A 16349-nucleotide genomic window follows, 5' to 3' on the forward strand; every position below is an offset into this window, starting at 1 on the left:
CGAGGTCACAGGCTCAGCTCCGGATGCAGCCGGTCCAGCGTCCACACCTGGCGGCGGCGGGCCGACAGCGCGGTCAGCGCGAGCGCCCCCGCCGTGAACGCGGTGAGCACCACGCACGCGTGCCACACCGGAGCGAGCCCCCCGCCCGTGATGAGCCGGCGCAGCGCCTCCACGACGTAGCTCATCGGCAGGAACGGGTGCAGTGCGTTGAAGAAGGCCGGGCTGGTCTGCACGGGATACGTGCCGCCCGCGGACGTCAGCTGGAGCATCAGGAAGGCCAGCACGAGAATCCGGCCGGCCGCCCCGAAGCGGGCGTTGAGCCACTGCACGATCGCCGCGAAGCACGCCGCGACGAGGAACAGGAAGCCCACCGTCCCGGTCGCGCGGACCATCTGGAGCCCGATCGCCCAGTGCAGCACCGACATCAGGGCCACCGTCTGGAGCACCCCGACGGCCACCACCGGAAGCCAGCCCGCGAGCGCGATCCGCCAGGCGGAGGCGCCCGCCGCGAGGGCCCGCCGGTTCATCGGCGCGATCAGCATGTACGCCACCATCGCGCCCACCCACAGGGACAGCGGGATGAAGTACGGGGCGAAGCCGGTGCCGTAGTTGGGCGCCTTGTGCAGATCGCTGGAGGCCAGCCGGACGGGGTCGGCCATCACCGCGGTGCGCCGGTCGCGGTCGCTCTCGTCGTAGTCGGGGATCCGCTCGGCGCCGTCGTGCAGCCCGTCGGAGAGCTGTCCGGAGCCGTCGACGAGCTTGAACAGGCCGCTGCTGAGGTCCTCGGCGCCGGTCTTCAGCTTCCCGACGCCCGTGTCGAGTTCCTTGGCGCCGTCCTTGGCCGTGCCGAGCCCCGTGTGCAGCTTCTCGGCGCCCGCGGCGACCTTCCCGGCGCCCTCGTTCAGGGCGTTGATCTTCGCGACGGCGTCGTCCAGGTCCTCGGACAGATGCGGCGCGCGCTTCGCGAGGGCCTCGGCCTGCTTCTGCAGCGCGGCCAGGTTCTCGTCGAGCGTCTTCAGGTCGCCGTGCTGGTCCCCGACGAGCGTGTTCACGTCCTCGGCGACCGTCGCCACGTCCTCGGCCGCGTCCCGCGCCTTCTTCAGGTCCGCGCAGGCCGCGTCGGGCAGTACGGGGTCCTCGCAGCGCCGCGTGTAGACGCCGGCCAGGGTGTCGGAGGCGGTCCGGGCGCCCTCGGCGGCGACCGGGGCGGTCTTGACGAGGACGTCGAGGTTGTCGCGGATCGCCTGCGTGGAGTCGGCGACGAGCCGGGCCGTGTCGCCGATCGTCTTCTCGTTGTCCTCCAGGAACGGGCCGACCTTCGCGGCGACCCCGTTGACCTTGTCGGCGAGCGTCTGGGTGCCCTCGGCGACCTGCTGCGAGCCGTCCTCCAGGTCGCCCGCGCCCTTGTGGAGTTTCCTGACGCCCTTGGAGAGCTTGGCGCTGCCGCTCTTGGCGTCCTTCAGGCCGTCGGCGAGGTCCTTGGACCCGTCCTCGGCCTTGCCCGCGCCGCTCTCCAGCTTGTCGGCGCCCTCGGCCGCCTTCACGGTCGCGCCGTGGATGTCGGAGAACGAGATGAAGATCCGGTCTAGGAAGGACCGCGCGGCCTTGCTGGAGGCGGCCTGGCGCACCTCGCTGAAGACCGTCCGGGAGATCTGCCCGACGATGTAGTTGTTGGCGTCGTTCGTGCGCACCTGGAGGGCGCCCGTCTCGGGGGAGTCGCCCGCGCTGGACGCGATCCGCTCGCTGAAGTCGGCCGGGACGGTCAGCGACAGGTAGTACCTGCCGTCCTCCACGCCCGCGCGCGCGTCCGCCGCGCTCACCTCGTGCCACTCGAAGACGTCGCTGTCGCGCAGCCCCTCGGTGATCTCGGCACCGGCGGCGATCCGCTTCCCGTCGGCCCGCGCGCCGGTGTCGGCGTTCACCAGGGCCACCGGGATGCGGTCGAGCCGTCCGTACGGGTCCCAGAACGACCACAGGTACAGAGCGCCGTACAGCAGCGGCAGCAACAGCAGTGCCACCAGGGCGGCCCGCGGCAGCTTCCCGCGCCCGAAGCGCCTCAGCTCAAGCGCGGCCAGTCGCGGCGAGCGCATCGGCCTTCTCCTTCGGTTCGGTGGACACGGCCAGAGCGCCCTCGGGGGCCTCGCCGCACACGGCGACGACCGTCGTCCCGGCGTCCGCGAGCGACCGCAGCAGCGCCCAGACCTCGGCCCGTTCGGCGTCGGACAGCTTCAGATCGGTGTCGTCGACCCCGAGGAGCGCCGGACGCCCGATCAGCGCGAGCGCGATCGACAGCCGCACCGCCTCCAGCCGCTCCAGATCCCGTACGGCGGTCCGCGAGCCCTTGGGCAGCGACTCCCGGTCGAGACCGGCGGCGTCCAGCGCGCGGTCGATCCGCAGCCGCGCCTCCTGCGCGCGCTCGGCACGGGGCCGCAGCAGCCCGCGCAGCGAGTCGCCGAACCGGCGCTGGAGCAGCGCGCGTTCGCGCAGGTGCTCGCCGACCGTCAGGGCCGGGTCCAGGTCGGTGACCCCGGCGACATGGGCCAGGGCGCTCACCCGGCGCACGGCGGTCAGCCGCTCGGGCAGCCGGGCCCCGCCCACGGCCGCCGTCCCCTCGGTCGTGCGCATCCGGCCGGTGAGCGCGAGCAGCAGACAGGTGCGGCCGGACCCCGAGGGCCCCTCGACGGCGATCAGCGCACCGGGCTCCGCCGCGAAGGAGATCCCCCGGAACGCCCAGCCCCGGGGCCCCTTGAGCCCGAGCCCCTCGGCCGTGACGGGCACTCCGCCCACAGCCCACCCCCTGAATTTTTTTGAACTGACTGGTCAGTGCAAAAACTAACGCGAACCTTCGTGCGAAGCAAAAGGGCAGGTCAGAACGGATTGTCAGTGCCATACCTCACGATGGGCACATACGGCACCTCGCGTGAGGAAGCCGTTACGCAGACGACAGGAGGTTCGTCATGGCCAGCTATCACGCAGCAGCCGCCCACCGGCGCCGCGCCACCGGCCCTGCCCCCTCACCGACCGGTCCCGCGAGCGACGTGCACCCCGTGCTGCGCCGCTCCTCGGCACCGCCCGCCGCCCTCGAACTGCTCGCCCAGGCCCGCGCGGGCCTGGACGAGGCAACGGTCCTCGAGACGTCGAACGAGCGCTACGCCATCGCCCACCTCGCCGCCCTGCGCACCGCCGCCGCCGTGCTCGCCGCACGCGGCCGGCCCGAACCCTCCCCGCGCCGCCGGGCCCGCATACGGAGCGCCTGGGAAGTGCTCCCCGAGATCGCCCCCGAGCTCACCGAGTGGAGCGCGCTCTTCGCCGCCGGGGCCACCCGCCGCGCCCGCGCCGAGGCCGGCATCCAGGGCGCCGCCAGCCGCCGCGACGCCGACGACCTCGTCCGCGACGTCTCGATGTTCCTGCGCCTGGTCGAACGGATGCTGGTCCTCCAGCCCGTCCTGCCCCAGCCCCGCCAGGACCCGGGCGGGAAGGAGGCCGCCGACCCGGGCATGCCCGACGCGGGATGAGACGCCGGGTCCGGCCGCCGCACGGTGGTGACCGGGCCAGGGGCCGAAGGCAATAGGGTGGAGACGCCTGAGGGCCTCTCCATCCGGACCCCGGCCGGGGAGGCCGCCCGTTCGCTCCGCCGTCGCAAGAGGCGGTGCCGCGCCGAGGAGTCAACTGCCGTGTCGGACCCGATGCGTCCTCCCGCCTCCCCCCGCCCTCGCTCCTCCCTGCGCACCGCTGTCGTGTGGGAGGTCCTCCAGGAGGCCCTCGAACGCCGGGTGAAGGCCACCGGCCGGGAGTCGCTCGACGTCCTCGACACCGGCGGCGGCAGCGGCAACTTCGCGGTGCCCGTCGCCCGCCTCGGCCACCGGGTCACCGTCGTCGACCCCAGCCCCAACGCGCTGTTCGCCCTGGAGCGCCGCGCCGCCGAGGCCGGCGTCGCCGACCGGGTCAAGGGCGTCCAGGGCGACGCCCACGGCCTCTTCGACGTGGTCGAGCGCGGCGGCTTCGACGCGGTGCTGTGCCACGGCGTCCTGGAGTACCTCGACGACCCCGCCGAGGGTGTCCGCAACGTGGTCGCCGCCCTGCGCTCCGAGGGCGTCCTCAGCCTCCTCGCGGCCGGACTCGGCGGCGCCGTGCTCGCCCGCGCCCTCGCCGGGCACTTCAAGGAGGCCCGGCAGGCCCTCGACGACCCGAACGGCCGCTGGGGCGAGGGCGACCCCGTACCGCACCGCTTCACCACCGAGCAGCTCACCGGACTCGTCGAGGCGACGGGCCTCGGCGTCACCGCCGTGCACGGCGTGCGGATCTTCGCCGACCTCGTCCCCGGGGTGCTGGTGGACACCGAGCCCGGCGCCCTGGAGGCACTGCTCAAGCTGGAGGAGGCCGCGGCCGAGCTCGCCGCGTTCCACTCCGTGGCCACACAGCTTCATGTGCTCGCGGAGACCCGGGGGACCCAGGAGGTCTGAGAGCCTTCCCCTGGTGGGGCGCTGATCAGGGAGTTGGGTGCAGATGGAGTACGCCACAGGCCCCCCGATCCAGCGCCCGGCGCCGTATGATCGAGGGAGACCGCCCGGCATGACGGGACGGCTGCTGGGGAATGCAGGATTCAGCGGCCGGAGTGTTCATGGCGGATTCCGGTTGGCCTATTGGCGTAGAGGGGCGGGTTTCACGGGGGCGATTCCCTGCCTATCCTGAAGGGACCCCCTAGTCGCCCCGGCGACTGCACGATGAGGAGGACTCCGTGCCGCTCTCGGAGCACGAGCAGCGAATGCTCGAGCAAATGGAGCGAGCGCTGTACGCCGAAGATCCCAAGTTCGCGACAGCGCTTGAGGGAAGCGGGCTGCGCACGTACACCCGGCGACGGGTCTACCAGGCGGTCGCGGGCTTCCTCGTAGGTATCGCGCTCCTCATGGCAGGAATGGTCGCCAAGCAGGTCTGGCTCAGCGTGGTGGGATTCCTCGTCATGCTGGGGTGTGCGGTACTCGCTGTGACCGGCTGGCGCAAGGCACCCAAGCCGGGCGAGCAGCCCGCCGCCGGTGCCCCGCACGCGCGCCGTCAGGGACGGCAGAAGCGCTCCATGATGGACCGTATCGAAGAGCGCTGGCAGCGGCGCCGTGACGAGCAGGGCCACTAGCTCCACCCCAGGCTGACGGCTGAGGGGGTGACCACCGACCGGGTGGTCACCCCCTCACGCACGCCCGTTCACCGTCCGGGCACGTTCGCAAGGCATGGCACGGCATGCGAAGGGCGCCCCCTGCCCAGGGGGCGCCCTTCGCGCGTCCTCAGCTCCGCTGCCCCGACGGCCTGCGCAGCGTCGGCCGGGCCGCGGTGGCCCGTGCCTTCACACCGGTCCACCACTCGGAGACCGCCCACACCACCCGGACGGTCGAACGCGGCGCGAGCACCGCGCGCAGCCGGGTCCCGCGCGGCACCGTGCCGCGCAGTCCGGCGGCGGCACGGCGGACGTCCTCCGCGAGCCCCGCCGTGGGGCGGGGGTGCGGCGCGTACAGGACCTGCTCCACGGCGTCCGCCACCCGGTGCACCGACGCCGCCGCCCCCGGGTCGAGATGGCCCAGGCGGACGATCCGCGCCGCCGCCTTGCGCGGCGTCTGCGAGTCGTCCGGCGGAATACCGAAGTCCCAGGCCGTGTCCGTCAGTTCCAGCCAGACCGCCAGCGTGTGCGCGGGCACGTCGGCCTCGCTCCTGCCGTGCGCGCCCAGTCGCACGGACCGGGTCCTGGCCCGCCACAGGGCGGGTGCCAGGGGGATCGCCAGGGCGGCGAGACCACCGAGCGCCCACGCCAGCGCCAGATACCACTTCGGTCCGTCACCGCCCCCGGTCAGCGCCGCCGCCGCGGACTCGCTCGGGCAGGCCTCCAGCTTCTTCTGCTCCGCCGTGCAGCTCTCGCTGGCCGACGGGGCCGTGGAGGGCGCCGTGCTCGCCGCGGACGACGGGCGTCCCGTGTCGGGCAGGGTGCTGCTCGGGGTGTCCGTCTGGGTGTACTCCGGCACCGTGCCCCGGGTCGGGGTGGGCTCGAAGCGGGTCCAGCCGACGCCCTCGAAGTACAGCTCCGGCCAGGCGTGCGCGTCGCGCAGCCCCACCGACACCGAACCGTCGGCCTGCGGGGTGCCCGGCGCGAAGCCCACCGCGACCCGCGCCGGGATGCCCAGGGTGCGGGCCATCGCCGCCATCGCGAAGGAGAAGTGGACGCAGAAGCCCTGCTTGTCCTTGAGGAACCGGGCGATCGCCTGCGGCCCCGAACCCACCTGCACCTGCGTGTCGTACTGGAAGCCGCCGGTCAGCGAGAAGTAGTCCTGGAGCTTGACGGCCTCCTCGTAGTGGTTCGCGGAGCCCTCGGTGACCTGCTCGGCCGTCCTCGCCACCACCGCGGGCAGCGACTTCGGCACCTCGGTGTACTCCCGGCGCAGCGCCACGGGTGCCTCCGGGGCCGCCGCCAGCTGCTCCGCGGTCGGCTCCACCACCAGGCTCTTGACCTCGTACGCCGCGCCGCCCGTGGTCTGGTCGTGGTCGCCGACGAGCGTCATGCCCTCGGGCTCGTACCGCCAGTCGCCGTCGACGTCCACACTGCTCGGCGGGTACGGCATCGGCAGCCAGTCCTGCCGGTACCAGCCGGCGGCCGAGACCCGCGTCGTGATCTCGCCGCGCCGGATGTCCGGGCCGAGGCCGATCGGGGTGGGGAACTGCTCCGGGACCTTCTCGATACTGCGCCGGGACGGCTTCCACGTGGTGCCGTCGAAGTCGTCCAGGGAGACGATCCGCAGGTACAGGCCCCCGGAGTCCTCCGGCTGGGTGCGCAGGGACAGGACCTCGCGGTCCTCGTCCGTGTTGAGGTTGTCGCGCAGGGAGACCAGCGGGTTGACCGCGGAGATCGTGCCCCCGCTGCCGTCGCCGCCGCCCACGCCCGCGCCGGTGCCGTCGAGCAGGCCGCCGTTCATCGCGGGCAGCGCGGCCGGGACCACCAGGGCCATGCCGAGCGCGACCGCGCCGATGCGGCGCCCGGTGCGGACCGGGGCCACCGCCGCCGACTCGCCACCGGGCGTGCGGGGCGCCCCGCCGAAGACCCGGCCCCACTGGGAGAGCCGGTCGCGGCCCTCGGTGAGGAGCAGCATCAGATAGCCGGCCGCCGCGACCAGGAACCACAGCCAGTCGGCGCCGCCGTCGGACAGCCCCGCGGCCACCGAGTACAGCGCGAGCAGCGGCAGTCCGGCCGGCGCCGCGCTGCGGAACGTCACGGCGAGGGTGTCCACCAGGAGCCCGATGACCAGCACCCCGCCGAGGATCATCAGCCGGATGCCGTCGGACTCCAGCGGCGCCGGGATGGCGTACCGCGCGATGTCGTCGCCGCCCTGGCGCAGCAGTTCGGCGAAGTGCGTGAAGGCCTCGGGGCCCGGCACCAGCCCGGCGACCGCCTGCTCCCGGGCGAAGGCCAGGGTCAGCATCATCAGCGTGACGAGGGCCTGCGAGGCCACCGTCAGCGGCCTGGCCAGCGGCACCCGCCGGGTCGCCGCGCCCACCAGCGACTGCACGCCGAGCATCAGGGCCGCCTGGAGGATCCAGGTGGCCGGTTCGACCAGGGGAAGCAGCGCGCAGGACGCCATCAGGGTGGCGGCCCAGGCGAACAGCGCCAGTCGTGCCCTCCCGCTCATGCCGGTGCCCCCTCGCCCGCCGCGCCGATACCGGCGCGCTCCCGGTCCGCCTGGCGCCACAGGTCCGTCAGGGAGGAGCCGCGCGGCACGCCCAGCACCGTCCAGCCCGCCTCACGCAGCATCCGCAACCGCTCCTCGCGTCTGTCCGGCGGAACGAGTCCGTCGGCCGGTTCCCGGCCCCAGCCGCCGCTGTCCAGGACGAAGGCGACCGCGCCCCCGCTGCGCTGGCGCATCTTGGCGGCCACCGCGGCCTGTTCCTCGTCGAGGTCGCCGAGGAAGGCGACCAGCAGCCCTTCGTTGCCGCCGCGCAGCACGTCGTACGCGCGGGACAGACCGGTGCCGTCGGAGTGGTCGATCACCGCGAGGGTGTCCATCATCAGCCCGGCCGCGTCCGCCGACTCCTGGCTCGCGCCCGCGAACCCGTCCGCGCCCTCGCCCGGCACCGAGCTGCCGGTGTCGGTCAGCAGCCGTACGGAGAAGCCTCGTTCGAGCATGTGCACCAGGGCCGACGCGGCGCCCGAGACCGCCCACTCGAAGGCCGAGTCGGGCCCGGCGCCGTGGAAGGCGAGGCCCCGGGTGTCCAGCAGCACCGTGCACCGCGCGCGCTGGGGCTGCTCCTCGCGGCGCACCATCAGCTCGCCGTAGCGCGCGGTGGAACGCCAGTGCACCCGGCGCAGGTCGTCGCCGTAGCGGTACCCGCGCGGGATGACGTCGTCCTCGCCGGCCAGTGCCAGCGAGCGCTGCCGTCCGTCGCCGTAGCCCTTGGCCTCGCCGCTGAACCGCACCGGCGGCAGGGACTCCACGCGCGGGATGACGGTGAGGGTGTCGTGCGTCGAGAAGGACCGGGTCAGCTCGCACATCCCGAACGGGTCCGTCAGGCGCAGTTGGAGCGGGCCCAGCGGGTAGCGGCCCCTGAGGTCGGAGCGGACCCGGTAGGACACCTCGCGCCGGCCGCCCGGCTCGACCCGGTCCAGCACGAAGCGGGGGCGCGGGCCCAGCACGTAGGGCACCCGGTCCTGGAGCATCAGCAGGCCGGTGGGCAGCCGGGAGACGTTGTCCATCCGCAGATGGACGCGGGCCTCGCTGCCGGCGGGCACCCGCGCGGGGGAGAGCCGGCGGCTGCCCGCGACCCGGTAGCGGGTGCGGTAGAGGACGCCGGCGCAGACCAGGGGCAGCACGGCCAGCAGCAGGCCGACCCGGAGCAGATCGCTCTGCCCCAGCACGTACGCGCAGATGGCGGCGGCTATGCCCGCGGCCAGGAAGGACCGGCCGCGGGTGGTCAGTCCGGCCAGCGCGGTGCGCACCCCGCCCTTGTCGCCCCGGTCGGCCTCGCTCTGGCCCGGCCCGGTGGCGGTGGTCATCACAGCCTCCGCGGCGGCTGCTGGCCGAAGGCCTGGGTGCCCAGACCCAGGCCGCCCTGCTGCTGCGGCACCGGGGTGCGCTGGAGGATCTCCTGCACGACCTGCTCGGAGGTGCGCCGGTTGAGCTGGGCCTGCGCGGTGGGCAGCAGCCGGTGCGCGAGGACGGCGACGGCGAGCGCCTGCACGTCGTCCGGCAGCGCGTAGTCCCGGCCGCTGAGGGCGGCGGACGCCTTCGCCGCGCGCAGCAGATGCAGCGTCGCGCGCGGGGAGGCGCCGAGTCTGAGGTCGGGGTGGCTGCGGGTGGCCGCGACCAGGTCCACCGCGTAGCGGCGCACCGAGTCGGCGACATGGACGCCGCGCACCGCGTCGACCAGCTTCACGATGTCGTGCGCGTGCGCCACCGGCTGGAGGTCGTCCAGGGGGCTCGCCCCGCCGTGGATGTCGAGCATCTGCAGCTCGGCCTCGGCGCTCGGGTAGCCGATGGACACGCGTGCCATGAAGCGGTCGCGCTGGGCCTCCGGCAGCGGGTAGGTGCCCTCCATCTCGACCGGGTTCTGCGTGGCCACCACCATGAACGGGCTCGGCAGCTCGTAGGTCTGCCCGTCGATGGTGACCTGGCGCTCCTCCATGGACTCCAGCAGCGCGGACTGGGTCTTCGGCGAGGCGCGGTTGATCTCGTCGCCGATCACGATCTGCGCGAAGATGGCGCCCGGTTTGAACTCGAAGTCCCGGCGCTGCTGGTCCCAGATGGACACACCGGTGATGTCCGAGGGCAGCAGGTCGGGCGTGAACTGGATCCGTCGCACCGAGCAGTCGATGGACCGCGCCAGTGCCTTGGCCAGCATGGTCTTGCCGACGCCGGGGACATCCTCGATCAGAAGATGCCCCTCGGCGAGCAGTACGGTCAGCGAAAGCCGTACGACCTCGGGCTTGCCCTCGATCACACCCTCCACCGAACTGCGGACGCGCTCCACAGTGGCAGTCAGATCAGTGAGGCTCGCTCGATCGTCATAGGTCGTCACCCGGCCCTCCTCGGCCCGTTCTTTCTCCGGGCCGACGCTCTGCGTTGCGGACCGGCCCACCCCGAATCACGGACACCGCGCGGAAAAGGTTCCACGCGACGTCCACCCCCGCATTCTTGCTGCCGTTACCGATTCGTGTCACTCGCCTGTGGACAACTGGCAGCGATATGTCAGGGCTTGCGACCTTTTGGGTACCCCGGAATCGGAAATCAACAGCAGAACGACAGCTTCGCGGGTGGCCCGGGAGCCGGTCAGGCGGGGTCGATCTCGCGCAGCAGACCCGTCTTCACGTCGAAGACGAAGCCGCGCACGTCGTCGTTGTGCAGCAGGAACGGCGAGGTGCGCACCCGCTGCATGGACTGCCGTACGTCCTGGTCGACGTCGCGGAAGGACTCCACGGCCCAGGCCGGGCGCTGGCCGACCTCCATCTCCAGGTCGGTGCGGAACTCCTCGGTGATCTGTTCCAGGCCGCAGTTGGTGTGGTGGATCAGGACGATGCTGCTGGTGCCGAGCTTGCGCTGGCTGATGGTGAGCGAGCGGATCACGTCGTCGGTGACGACGCCGCCCGCGTTGCGGATGGTGTGGCAGTCGCCGAGTTCGAGGCCGAGCGCCTTGTGCAGGTCGAGGCGTGCGTCCATGCAGGCGACGACCGCGACGTGGAGGACCGGGCGGGCGTCCATGCCCGGGTCGGTGAACTCGGAGGCGTACCGCTCGTTGGCCGAGACCAGGCGGTCGGTGACGGAGTCGACGCTTATGGCGCCTTCAGACGCGGTGGTAGCTGATGCGGAAGTCGTCATAGACACGACGTTACTGGTCACAGCCGATCCGGTCCTGCGGTGAGAAGGGAAAAAGAGCGTCATCACGTCCTCTTTGTGAGGTAAGCCACAGGGGTGATCGGGGTGCGGCCGACCGGGTGATTTCCCGCCGCCCGCCGCGTCGCCGCCGACCCCGGCCGCGACGCGCAGGCCGGTTGATTGACCGCGAGACACCGTGGACTAAAGTGACGCGAAGCGGGAGGCGAGGCCCCCTGCTGGACTGAATTCCCCAGGAGACACCGGCTCAGTCGACCGGAATCTCCCCACGTGCGCGGCGCGTACGTACGGCTCGGCCTCCTCCCGCTCCCGGCCGGGAATCCGGCGGTGCGTGATGCTCCCGCCGGACCTGAGAGGGCCCCTTGAGCAACAGTCGGCACGTCCCGGTGATGCTCCAGCGCTGCCTGGACATGTTGGCCCCCGCCCTCACGGCCCCCGGAGCGGTCGTCGTCGACTGCACCCTCGGTCTCGGCGGCCACAGTGAAGCCCTTCTCCAGCGGTTCCCCGAGGCCCGTCTGGTCGCTCTCGACCGCGACAAGGAGGCCCTGCGGCTGTCCGGCGAACGCCTCGCCCCCTACGGCGAGCGCGCCACCCTCGTCCACGCCGTCTACGACGAGCTCCCGGACGTCCTCGACCGGCTCGGCGTCGCGCGCGTGCAGGGCGTCCTGTTCGACCTCGGCGTCTCCTCCATGCAGCTCGACGAGGCCGACCGCGGCTTCGCCTACGCCCAGGACGCCCCGCTCGACATGCGCATGGACCAGACGACCGGCGTCAGCGCCGCCGAGGTCCTCAACACCTACCCCGCGGGCGAACTGGTCCGCATCCTGCGGGCGTACGGCGAGGAGAAGCAGGCCAAGCGGATCGTCTCCGCCGTCGTGCGCGAGCGCGAGAAGGAGCCGTTCAGCAACAGCGCGCGGCTCGTCGAGCTGATCCGCGACTCCCTGCCCCAGGCCGCCAAGCGCACCGGCGGCAACCCCGCCAAGCGCACCTTCCAGGCGCTGCGCATCGAGGTCAACGGCGAACTGTCCGTCCTGGAGCAGGCGATCCCGGCCGCCGTGAAGGCCCTCGACGTGGGCGGGCGGATCGCGGTGCTGTCGTACCACTCGCTGGAGGACCGGCTGGTCAAGCAGGTGTTCGCGGCCGGCGCCGCCACCACCGCGCCCCCCGGACTGCCGGTGGTCCCCGAGCAGTACCAGCCGAGACTCAAGCTGCTCACGCGCGGTGCCGAACTTCCCACCGAGGAAGAGATCGCCGAGAACCGGCGGGCGGCCCCCGCACGTCTGCGGGGAGCCGAGAGGGTCAGGGCGGACGTCGAGTGAGGAGCGTGCGTGGGTAGGAAACCCGAACTGAGGGGACGGGCCGCTCGTCTCGCCCGGCTCCTCCCGGTCACCACGGGCTCCCGGCAGGCCGCCCGCACCCCGTTCGTGCTCCTCGTCGTCCTGCTCCTCGGCGGCGGCCTCATCGGGCTCCTCGTGCTGAACTCCGCGCTCAGCGAAGGCTCGTTCCGGCTCGACGACCTCCAGCGGGACACCAAGAGCCTCACCGACCAGGAGCAGGCCCTGCAACGGGACATCGACGCCTACTCCGCCCCCGACGCCCTCCAGCGGCGCGCCCGCGAGCTCGGCATGGTCCCCGGCGGCGACCCGGCCTTCCTCGGCACCGACGGCACGGTCAAGGGCGTTCCCGGGGCCGCCGCCGAGCAGTCCTCGGCCCAGCGGATCGTCCGCCCGCCGGAGGCGCTGCCCTCGGCGACGGCGTCCCCCACCGCCACGCCCACCCCGGCCGCCACGCCCTCCACCCCCCTGACAGCGCCCGCGTCCCCGACCCCCGGCAGGTGACGGAAGTGTCCGACAGGCAACCGCCCCGCCGCCGCGTCCCCGGCCCCGCCCGGCCCGCCGGTGAGGTCCGGCGCCGCCCGGGGCCCGGCGCCCGCCCGGCCCGCCGCCCGGCGGCCCCGCGCCCGGCCCGCCCCGCGGCGGCGCGCCCGCTCCGGCTCGGCAGTCCCCGCCCCCGGCTGCGGATGGTCAGCCTCGCGCTGACGCTCGTCCTGATCGCCTTCGTCGTCCGGCTGCTCCAGGTGCAGGCCGTCGACGCGAGCACCTACGCCGCCAAGGCCGAGCAGAACCGGTACGTCGGCTACACCCTGGCCGCCGAGCGCGGGCAGATCACCGACCGCTCCGGGGTCGCCCTGGCGACCAGCGTGGACGCCTACGACATCACCGCCGACCCCACGATGTTCCGGCGCAAGCAGCTCAAGATCGACGACGGGCCCGAGCAGGCCGCCGCGCTGCTCGCGCCGATTCTCGGCCAGGAGCAGAGCGACATCGCCGCGAAGCTCCGCACCAAGGGCCAGTACGTCAAGCTCGCCGGCCGGCAGACGCCCCAGGTCTGGAAGCAGATCAAGGACCTCAAGAGCGCGCTCGCGGCCAAGGCCGAGGACGGCACGGTCAACGTCATCGCCGGTGTCTTCGCCGTCGCCACCAGCAAGCGCGTGTACCCCAACGGCGAGCTCGCCGCCGGGATACTGGGCTGGGTCAACGCCGACGGCAAGGGCGGCGGCGGTGTCGAGCAGCAGCTCAACACCGAACTCACCGGCAAGGACGGCAAGATCCGGTACGCCCAGTCCGGCGGCCGGCAGGTTCCCACCGCCGGCTCCACCGAGACGCCCGCCGTGCCCGGCAGCGACGTCGAGCTCACCATCGACCGCGACATCCAGTGGGCCGCCCAGAACGCCATCACCGACCAGGTGAAGGAGTCCAAGGCGGACCGCGGGTACGTGATAGTGCAGGACACGCAGACCGGCGAGATCCTCGCCATGGCCAACTCGCCCGGCTTCGACCCCGGCGACCTCACCCAGGCCGACCCCGCCACCCTGCACAACTGGGCCCTGGAGGACGCCTACGAGCCCGGTTCCACCGCCAAGGTGCTGTCGATGGCGGCCGTCCTGGAGGAGAACGCGGCGACACCGCGCACGCATGTCACCGTGCCCAACCGGCTGCACCGCGGCGACCGTCTCTTCAAGGACGACATCGACCACCCGACCTGGTACCTCACGCTCAACGGCGTGCTCGCCAAGTCCAGCAACATCGGCACCATCCTGGCGACCGGACAGCTCGGCACGACCCAGTCGCAGGCCAACCAGGTCCTTTACTCGTACCTGCGCAAGTTCGGCCTCGGCAGCTACTCCGGGCTCGACTTCCCCGGCGAGACCAAGGGCATCCTCGCGTCGCCCGGGGACTGGTCGACCTCGCAGCAGTACACGATTCCTTTCGGCCAGGGTGTGTCCCTCAACGCGATGCAGGCCGCGTCCGTCTACTCGACGATCGCGAACGGCGGCGTCCGCGTCGAACCCACGCTCGTCCGCGGCACGGAGGGCCCCGACGGACGCTTCACACCGGCCTCGACACCCAAGAAGACCAGGGTGATCAGCGAGAAGACGGCGAAGACCCTCGCCCAGATGCTGGAGTCGGTCGTGGACGACCAGGAGGGCACCGGTACCAAGGCGCGCATTCCGGGGTACCGGGTGGCGGGCAAGACCGGTACGGCCAACCGTGTGGATCCGGCCACCGGCAAGTACCACGGCTACACCTCGTCGTTCGCCGGGTTCGCGCCCGCGGACAAGCCCCGCATCACCGTGTACTGCGCCATCCAGAACGCCACGAAGGGCAGTTACTTCGGCGGCCAGATCTGCGGTCCCGTCTACAAGCAGGTGATGGAGTTCGCGCTCAAGACCCTCCAGGTCCCGCCGACGGGAACCAAGTCCGCCAGGCTTCCCGTCACCTTCACCCCCTGATCAGTACGAGCAGCCAGCCAGTCCGAGCAGCCAGGAACCACCTCGTGACAACGATCACTCCCGATTCCGGGAACCAGCGCACGCCACCCGCCTCGCTTCGCTCCGAGGCGGGTGAGCCCGGTACGCTCACCGCCGTGTCAGACGCTGATCAGTCCCAAACCACCCAGAAGGGCCATCCCGTGACCTATCCGGGACCCCCCAGGCCGGTCCGGGTCTCCGCAACAACCCTCGCGGAACTCGCCGATCAGCTGGGTGTCACCGCGCCCGAAGCCGCCGACGTCACGGGTATCACCCATGACTCCCGAGCGGTCCGCCCCGGTGACCTGTACGCCGCCCTGCCCGGAGCCCGGCTGCACGGCGCCGACTTCGTGACCCAGGCCGCCGGCCTCGGCGCGGTCGCCGTGCTGACCGACCCGACCGGCGCCGAACGGGCCGCCGCGACCGGCCTGCCGGTCCTCGTCGTGGACGACCCGCGCGGACGCATGGGCGAACTGGCGGCCACCATCTACGGCCACCCGGGCCGCGATCTGCTCCAGATCGGCATCACCGGCACCTCCGGCAAGACCACCACCGCCTACCTCGTCGAGGGCGGCCTGAAGGCCAAGAGCAACACCGGCCTCATCGGCACCGTCGAGACGCGGATCGGCGACGAGCGCATCAAGTCCGAGCGCACCACCCCCGAAGCCACCGATCTCCAGGCCCTGTTCGCGGTCATGCGCGAACGCGGCGTCGAGGCGGTCGCCATGGAGGTCTCCAGCCACGCCCTGGTCCTCGGCCGGGTCGACGCCTGCGTCTTCGACATCGGCGTCTTCACCAACCTCAGCCCGGAACACATGGAGTTCCACTCCGACATGGAGGACTACTTCCGGGCCAAGGCGCAGTTGTTCACGCCCGAGCGCAGCCGCCTCGGCGTCGTCAACCTCGACGACGAGTACGGCCGCCGGCTCGCCGGGGAGGCGACCGTCCCGGTCGTCACCTTCTCCGCCGAGGGCCACCCGGACGCCGACTGGCGCGCCGAGGACGTCCGCGTCGGCCCGATGGACTCGACGTTCACCGTGGTCGGCCCCGAGGGCGAGCGCATCGAGGCCAGGTCGCCGCTGCCGGGCCCGTTCAACGTCGCCAACACCCTCGCCGCGATCGTCGCGCTCGGCGCGGCCGGGCTCGACCCGCAGGCCGCCGCCGACGGCGTGGCCGCGGTTCCCGGCGTTCCGGGGCGACTTGAGCGGGTGGACGCCGGACAGCCGTATCTCGCGGTCGTGGACTACGCGCACAAGACCGACGCCGTCGAATCCGTCCTCAAGGCGCTCCGCAAGGTCACCGAGGGGCGGCTGCACGTCGTGCTCGGCTGCGGCGGCGACCGCGACCGCACCAAACGCGAGCCGATGGGCGCCGCGGCGGCCCGGCTCGCCGACACCGCCGTGCTGACCTCCGACAACCCCCGCTCCGAGGACCCGCTCGCGATCCTCGCCGCCATGCTCCAGGGCGCGGCGTCCGTGCCGGCGCACGAGCGCGGCGAGGTCCAGGTCTTCGAGGACCGGGCCGCCGCGATCGCCGCCGCCGTCGCCCGCGCCGAGCCCGGGGACACCGTGCTCGTCGCCGGCAAGGGCCATGAGCAGGGCCAGGACATCGCCGGGGTGGTCCGTCCCTTCGACGACCGCCAGGTGCTTCGAGAAGCCATCCAGAAGACCCAGGGATGA

General features: G+C 72.7%; 13 protein-coding genes. 7 read left to right on the plus strand and 6 right to left on the minus strand.

Annotated features, from left to right (window positions below; all coding sequences use genetic code 11):
- Window positions 1–5: 5 nt before the first annotated feature.
- Window positions 6–2090: a YhgE/Pip family protein gene (locus ACIPSE_RS18360; protein WP_401663719.1), complete on the minus strand. Its 2085-nt coding sequence runs from the start codon at window positions 2088–2090 to the stop codon at window positions 6–8.
- Window positions 2062–2787 (minus strand): ATP-binding cassette domain-containing protein, encoded by a 726-nt coding sequence (locus ACIPSE_RS18365; protein WP_401663721.1) that lies wholly within the window; start codon window positions 2785–2787, stop codon window positions 2062–2064. The genes ACIPSE_RS18360 and ACIPSE_RS18365 overlap by 29 nt, the downstream gene beginning before the upstream one ends.
- Window positions 2788–2957: 170 nt before the next feature.
- Here ACIPSE_RS18365 and ACIPSE_RS18370 point away from each other — a divergent pair, with 170 nt between their 5' ends.
- The 3 genes from ACIPSE_RS18370 (at window position 2958) to ACIPSE_RS18380 (ending at window position 5131) form a co-directional block, all read left to right on the plus strand.
- Window positions 2958–3515, plus strand: coding sequence for an SAV_6107 family HEPN domain-containing protein (locus tag ACIPSE_RS18370; protein WP_401663723.1), 558 nt, complete (start codon window positions 2958–2960; stop codon window positions 3513–3515).
- Between the two features lie 171 nt (window positions 3516–3686).
- Window positions 3687–4463: a methyltransferase gene (locus tag ACIPSE_RS18375; protein ID WP_401664451.1), complete on the plus strand. Its 777-nt coding sequence runs from the start codon at window positions 3687–3689 to the stop codon at window positions 4461–4463.
- Between the two features lie 275 nt (window positions 4464–4738).
- Entirely contained in the window at window positions 4739–5131 is a 393-nt protein-coding gene (locus tag ACIPSE_RS18380) for a DUF3040 domain-containing protein (protein WP_401663726.1), read from the plus strand.
- A gap of 148 nt (window positions 5132–5279) precedes the next feature.
- Here ACIPSE_RS18380 and ACIPSE_RS18385 read toward each other — a convergent pair whose 3' ends face one another.
- The 4 genes from ACIPSE_RS18385 to ACIPSE_RS18400 form a co-directional block, all read right to left on the minus strand.
- Window positions 5280–7664: a DUF3488 and DUF4129 domain-containing transglutaminase family protein gene (locus tag ACIPSE_RS18385; RefSeq protein ID WP_401663728.1), complete on the minus strand. Its 2385-nt coding sequence runs from the start codon at window positions 7662–7664 to the stop codon at window positions 5280–5282.
- Window positions 7661–9025 (minus strand): DUF58 domain-containing protein, encoded by a 1365-nt coding sequence (locus tag ACIPSE_RS18390; RefSeq protein ID WP_401663731.1) that lies wholly within the window; start codon window positions 9023–9025, stop codon window positions 7661–7663. Before ACIPSE_RS18390 ends, ACIPSE_RS18385 begins: the two co-directional genes overlap by 4 nt.
- Complete coding sequence (locus tag ACIPSE_RS18395; RefSeq protein WP_401663734.1) at window positions 9025–10047, minus strand: AAA family ATPase; 1023 nt, start codon at window positions 10045–10047, stop codon at window positions 9025–9027. Before ACIPSE_RS18395 ends, ACIPSE_RS18390 begins: the two co-directional genes overlap by 1 nt.
- 251 nt (window positions 10048–10298) lie before the next feature.
- Window positions 10299–10907 carry a beta-class carbonic anhydrase gene (locus tag ACIPSE_RS18400; RefSeq protein ID WP_401663736.1) on the minus strand — a complete coding sequence of 203 codons (609 nt, stop codon included), beginning with the start codon at window positions 10905–10907 and terminating at the stop codon, window positions 10299–10301.
- Between the two features lie 314 nt (window positions 10908–11221).
- Between ACIPSE_RS18400 and rsmH the strand changes: the two genes are divergently transcribed.
- From rsmH to ACIPSE_RS18420, 4 genes are all read left to right on the plus strand, one after another.
- The gene (gene rsmH / locus ACIPSE_RS18405; RefSeq protein ID WP_401663738.1) at window positions 11222–12178 is read left to right on the plus strand and encodes a 16S rRNA (cytosine(1402)-N(4))-methyltransferase RsmH; all 957 of its coding nucleotides are present in this window, start codon (window positions 11222–11224) and stop codon (window positions 12176–12178) included.
- A 9-nt stretch (window positions 12179–12187) separates the two neighbouring features.
- Complete coding sequence (locus ACIPSE_RS18410; protein ID WP_401663741.1) at window positions 12188–12697, plus strand: hypothetical protein; 510 nt, start codon at window positions 12188–12190, stop codon at window positions 12695–12697.
- A gap of 5 nt (window positions 12698–12702) precedes the next feature.
- Window positions 12703–14652: a peptidoglycan D,D-transpeptidase FtsI family protein gene (locus ACIPSE_RS18415; RefSeq protein WP_401663743.1), complete on the plus strand. Its 1950-nt coding sequence runs from the start codon at window positions 12703–12705 to the stop codon at window positions 14650–14652.
- A gap of 179 nt (window positions 14653–14831) precedes the next feature.
- Window positions 14832–16349, plus strand: coding sequence for a UDP-N-acetylmuramoyl-L-alanyl-D-glutamate--2,6-diaminopimelate ligase (locus ACIPSE_RS18420; RefSeq protein WP_401664452.1), 1518 nt, complete (start codon window positions 14832–14834; stop codon window positions 16347–16349).

It is taken from the genome of Streptomyces sp. NPDC090106 (genome assembly GCF_044747265.1).
Lineage (GTDB): Bacteria > Actinomycetota > Actinomycetes > Streptomycetales > Streptomycetaceae > Streptomyces.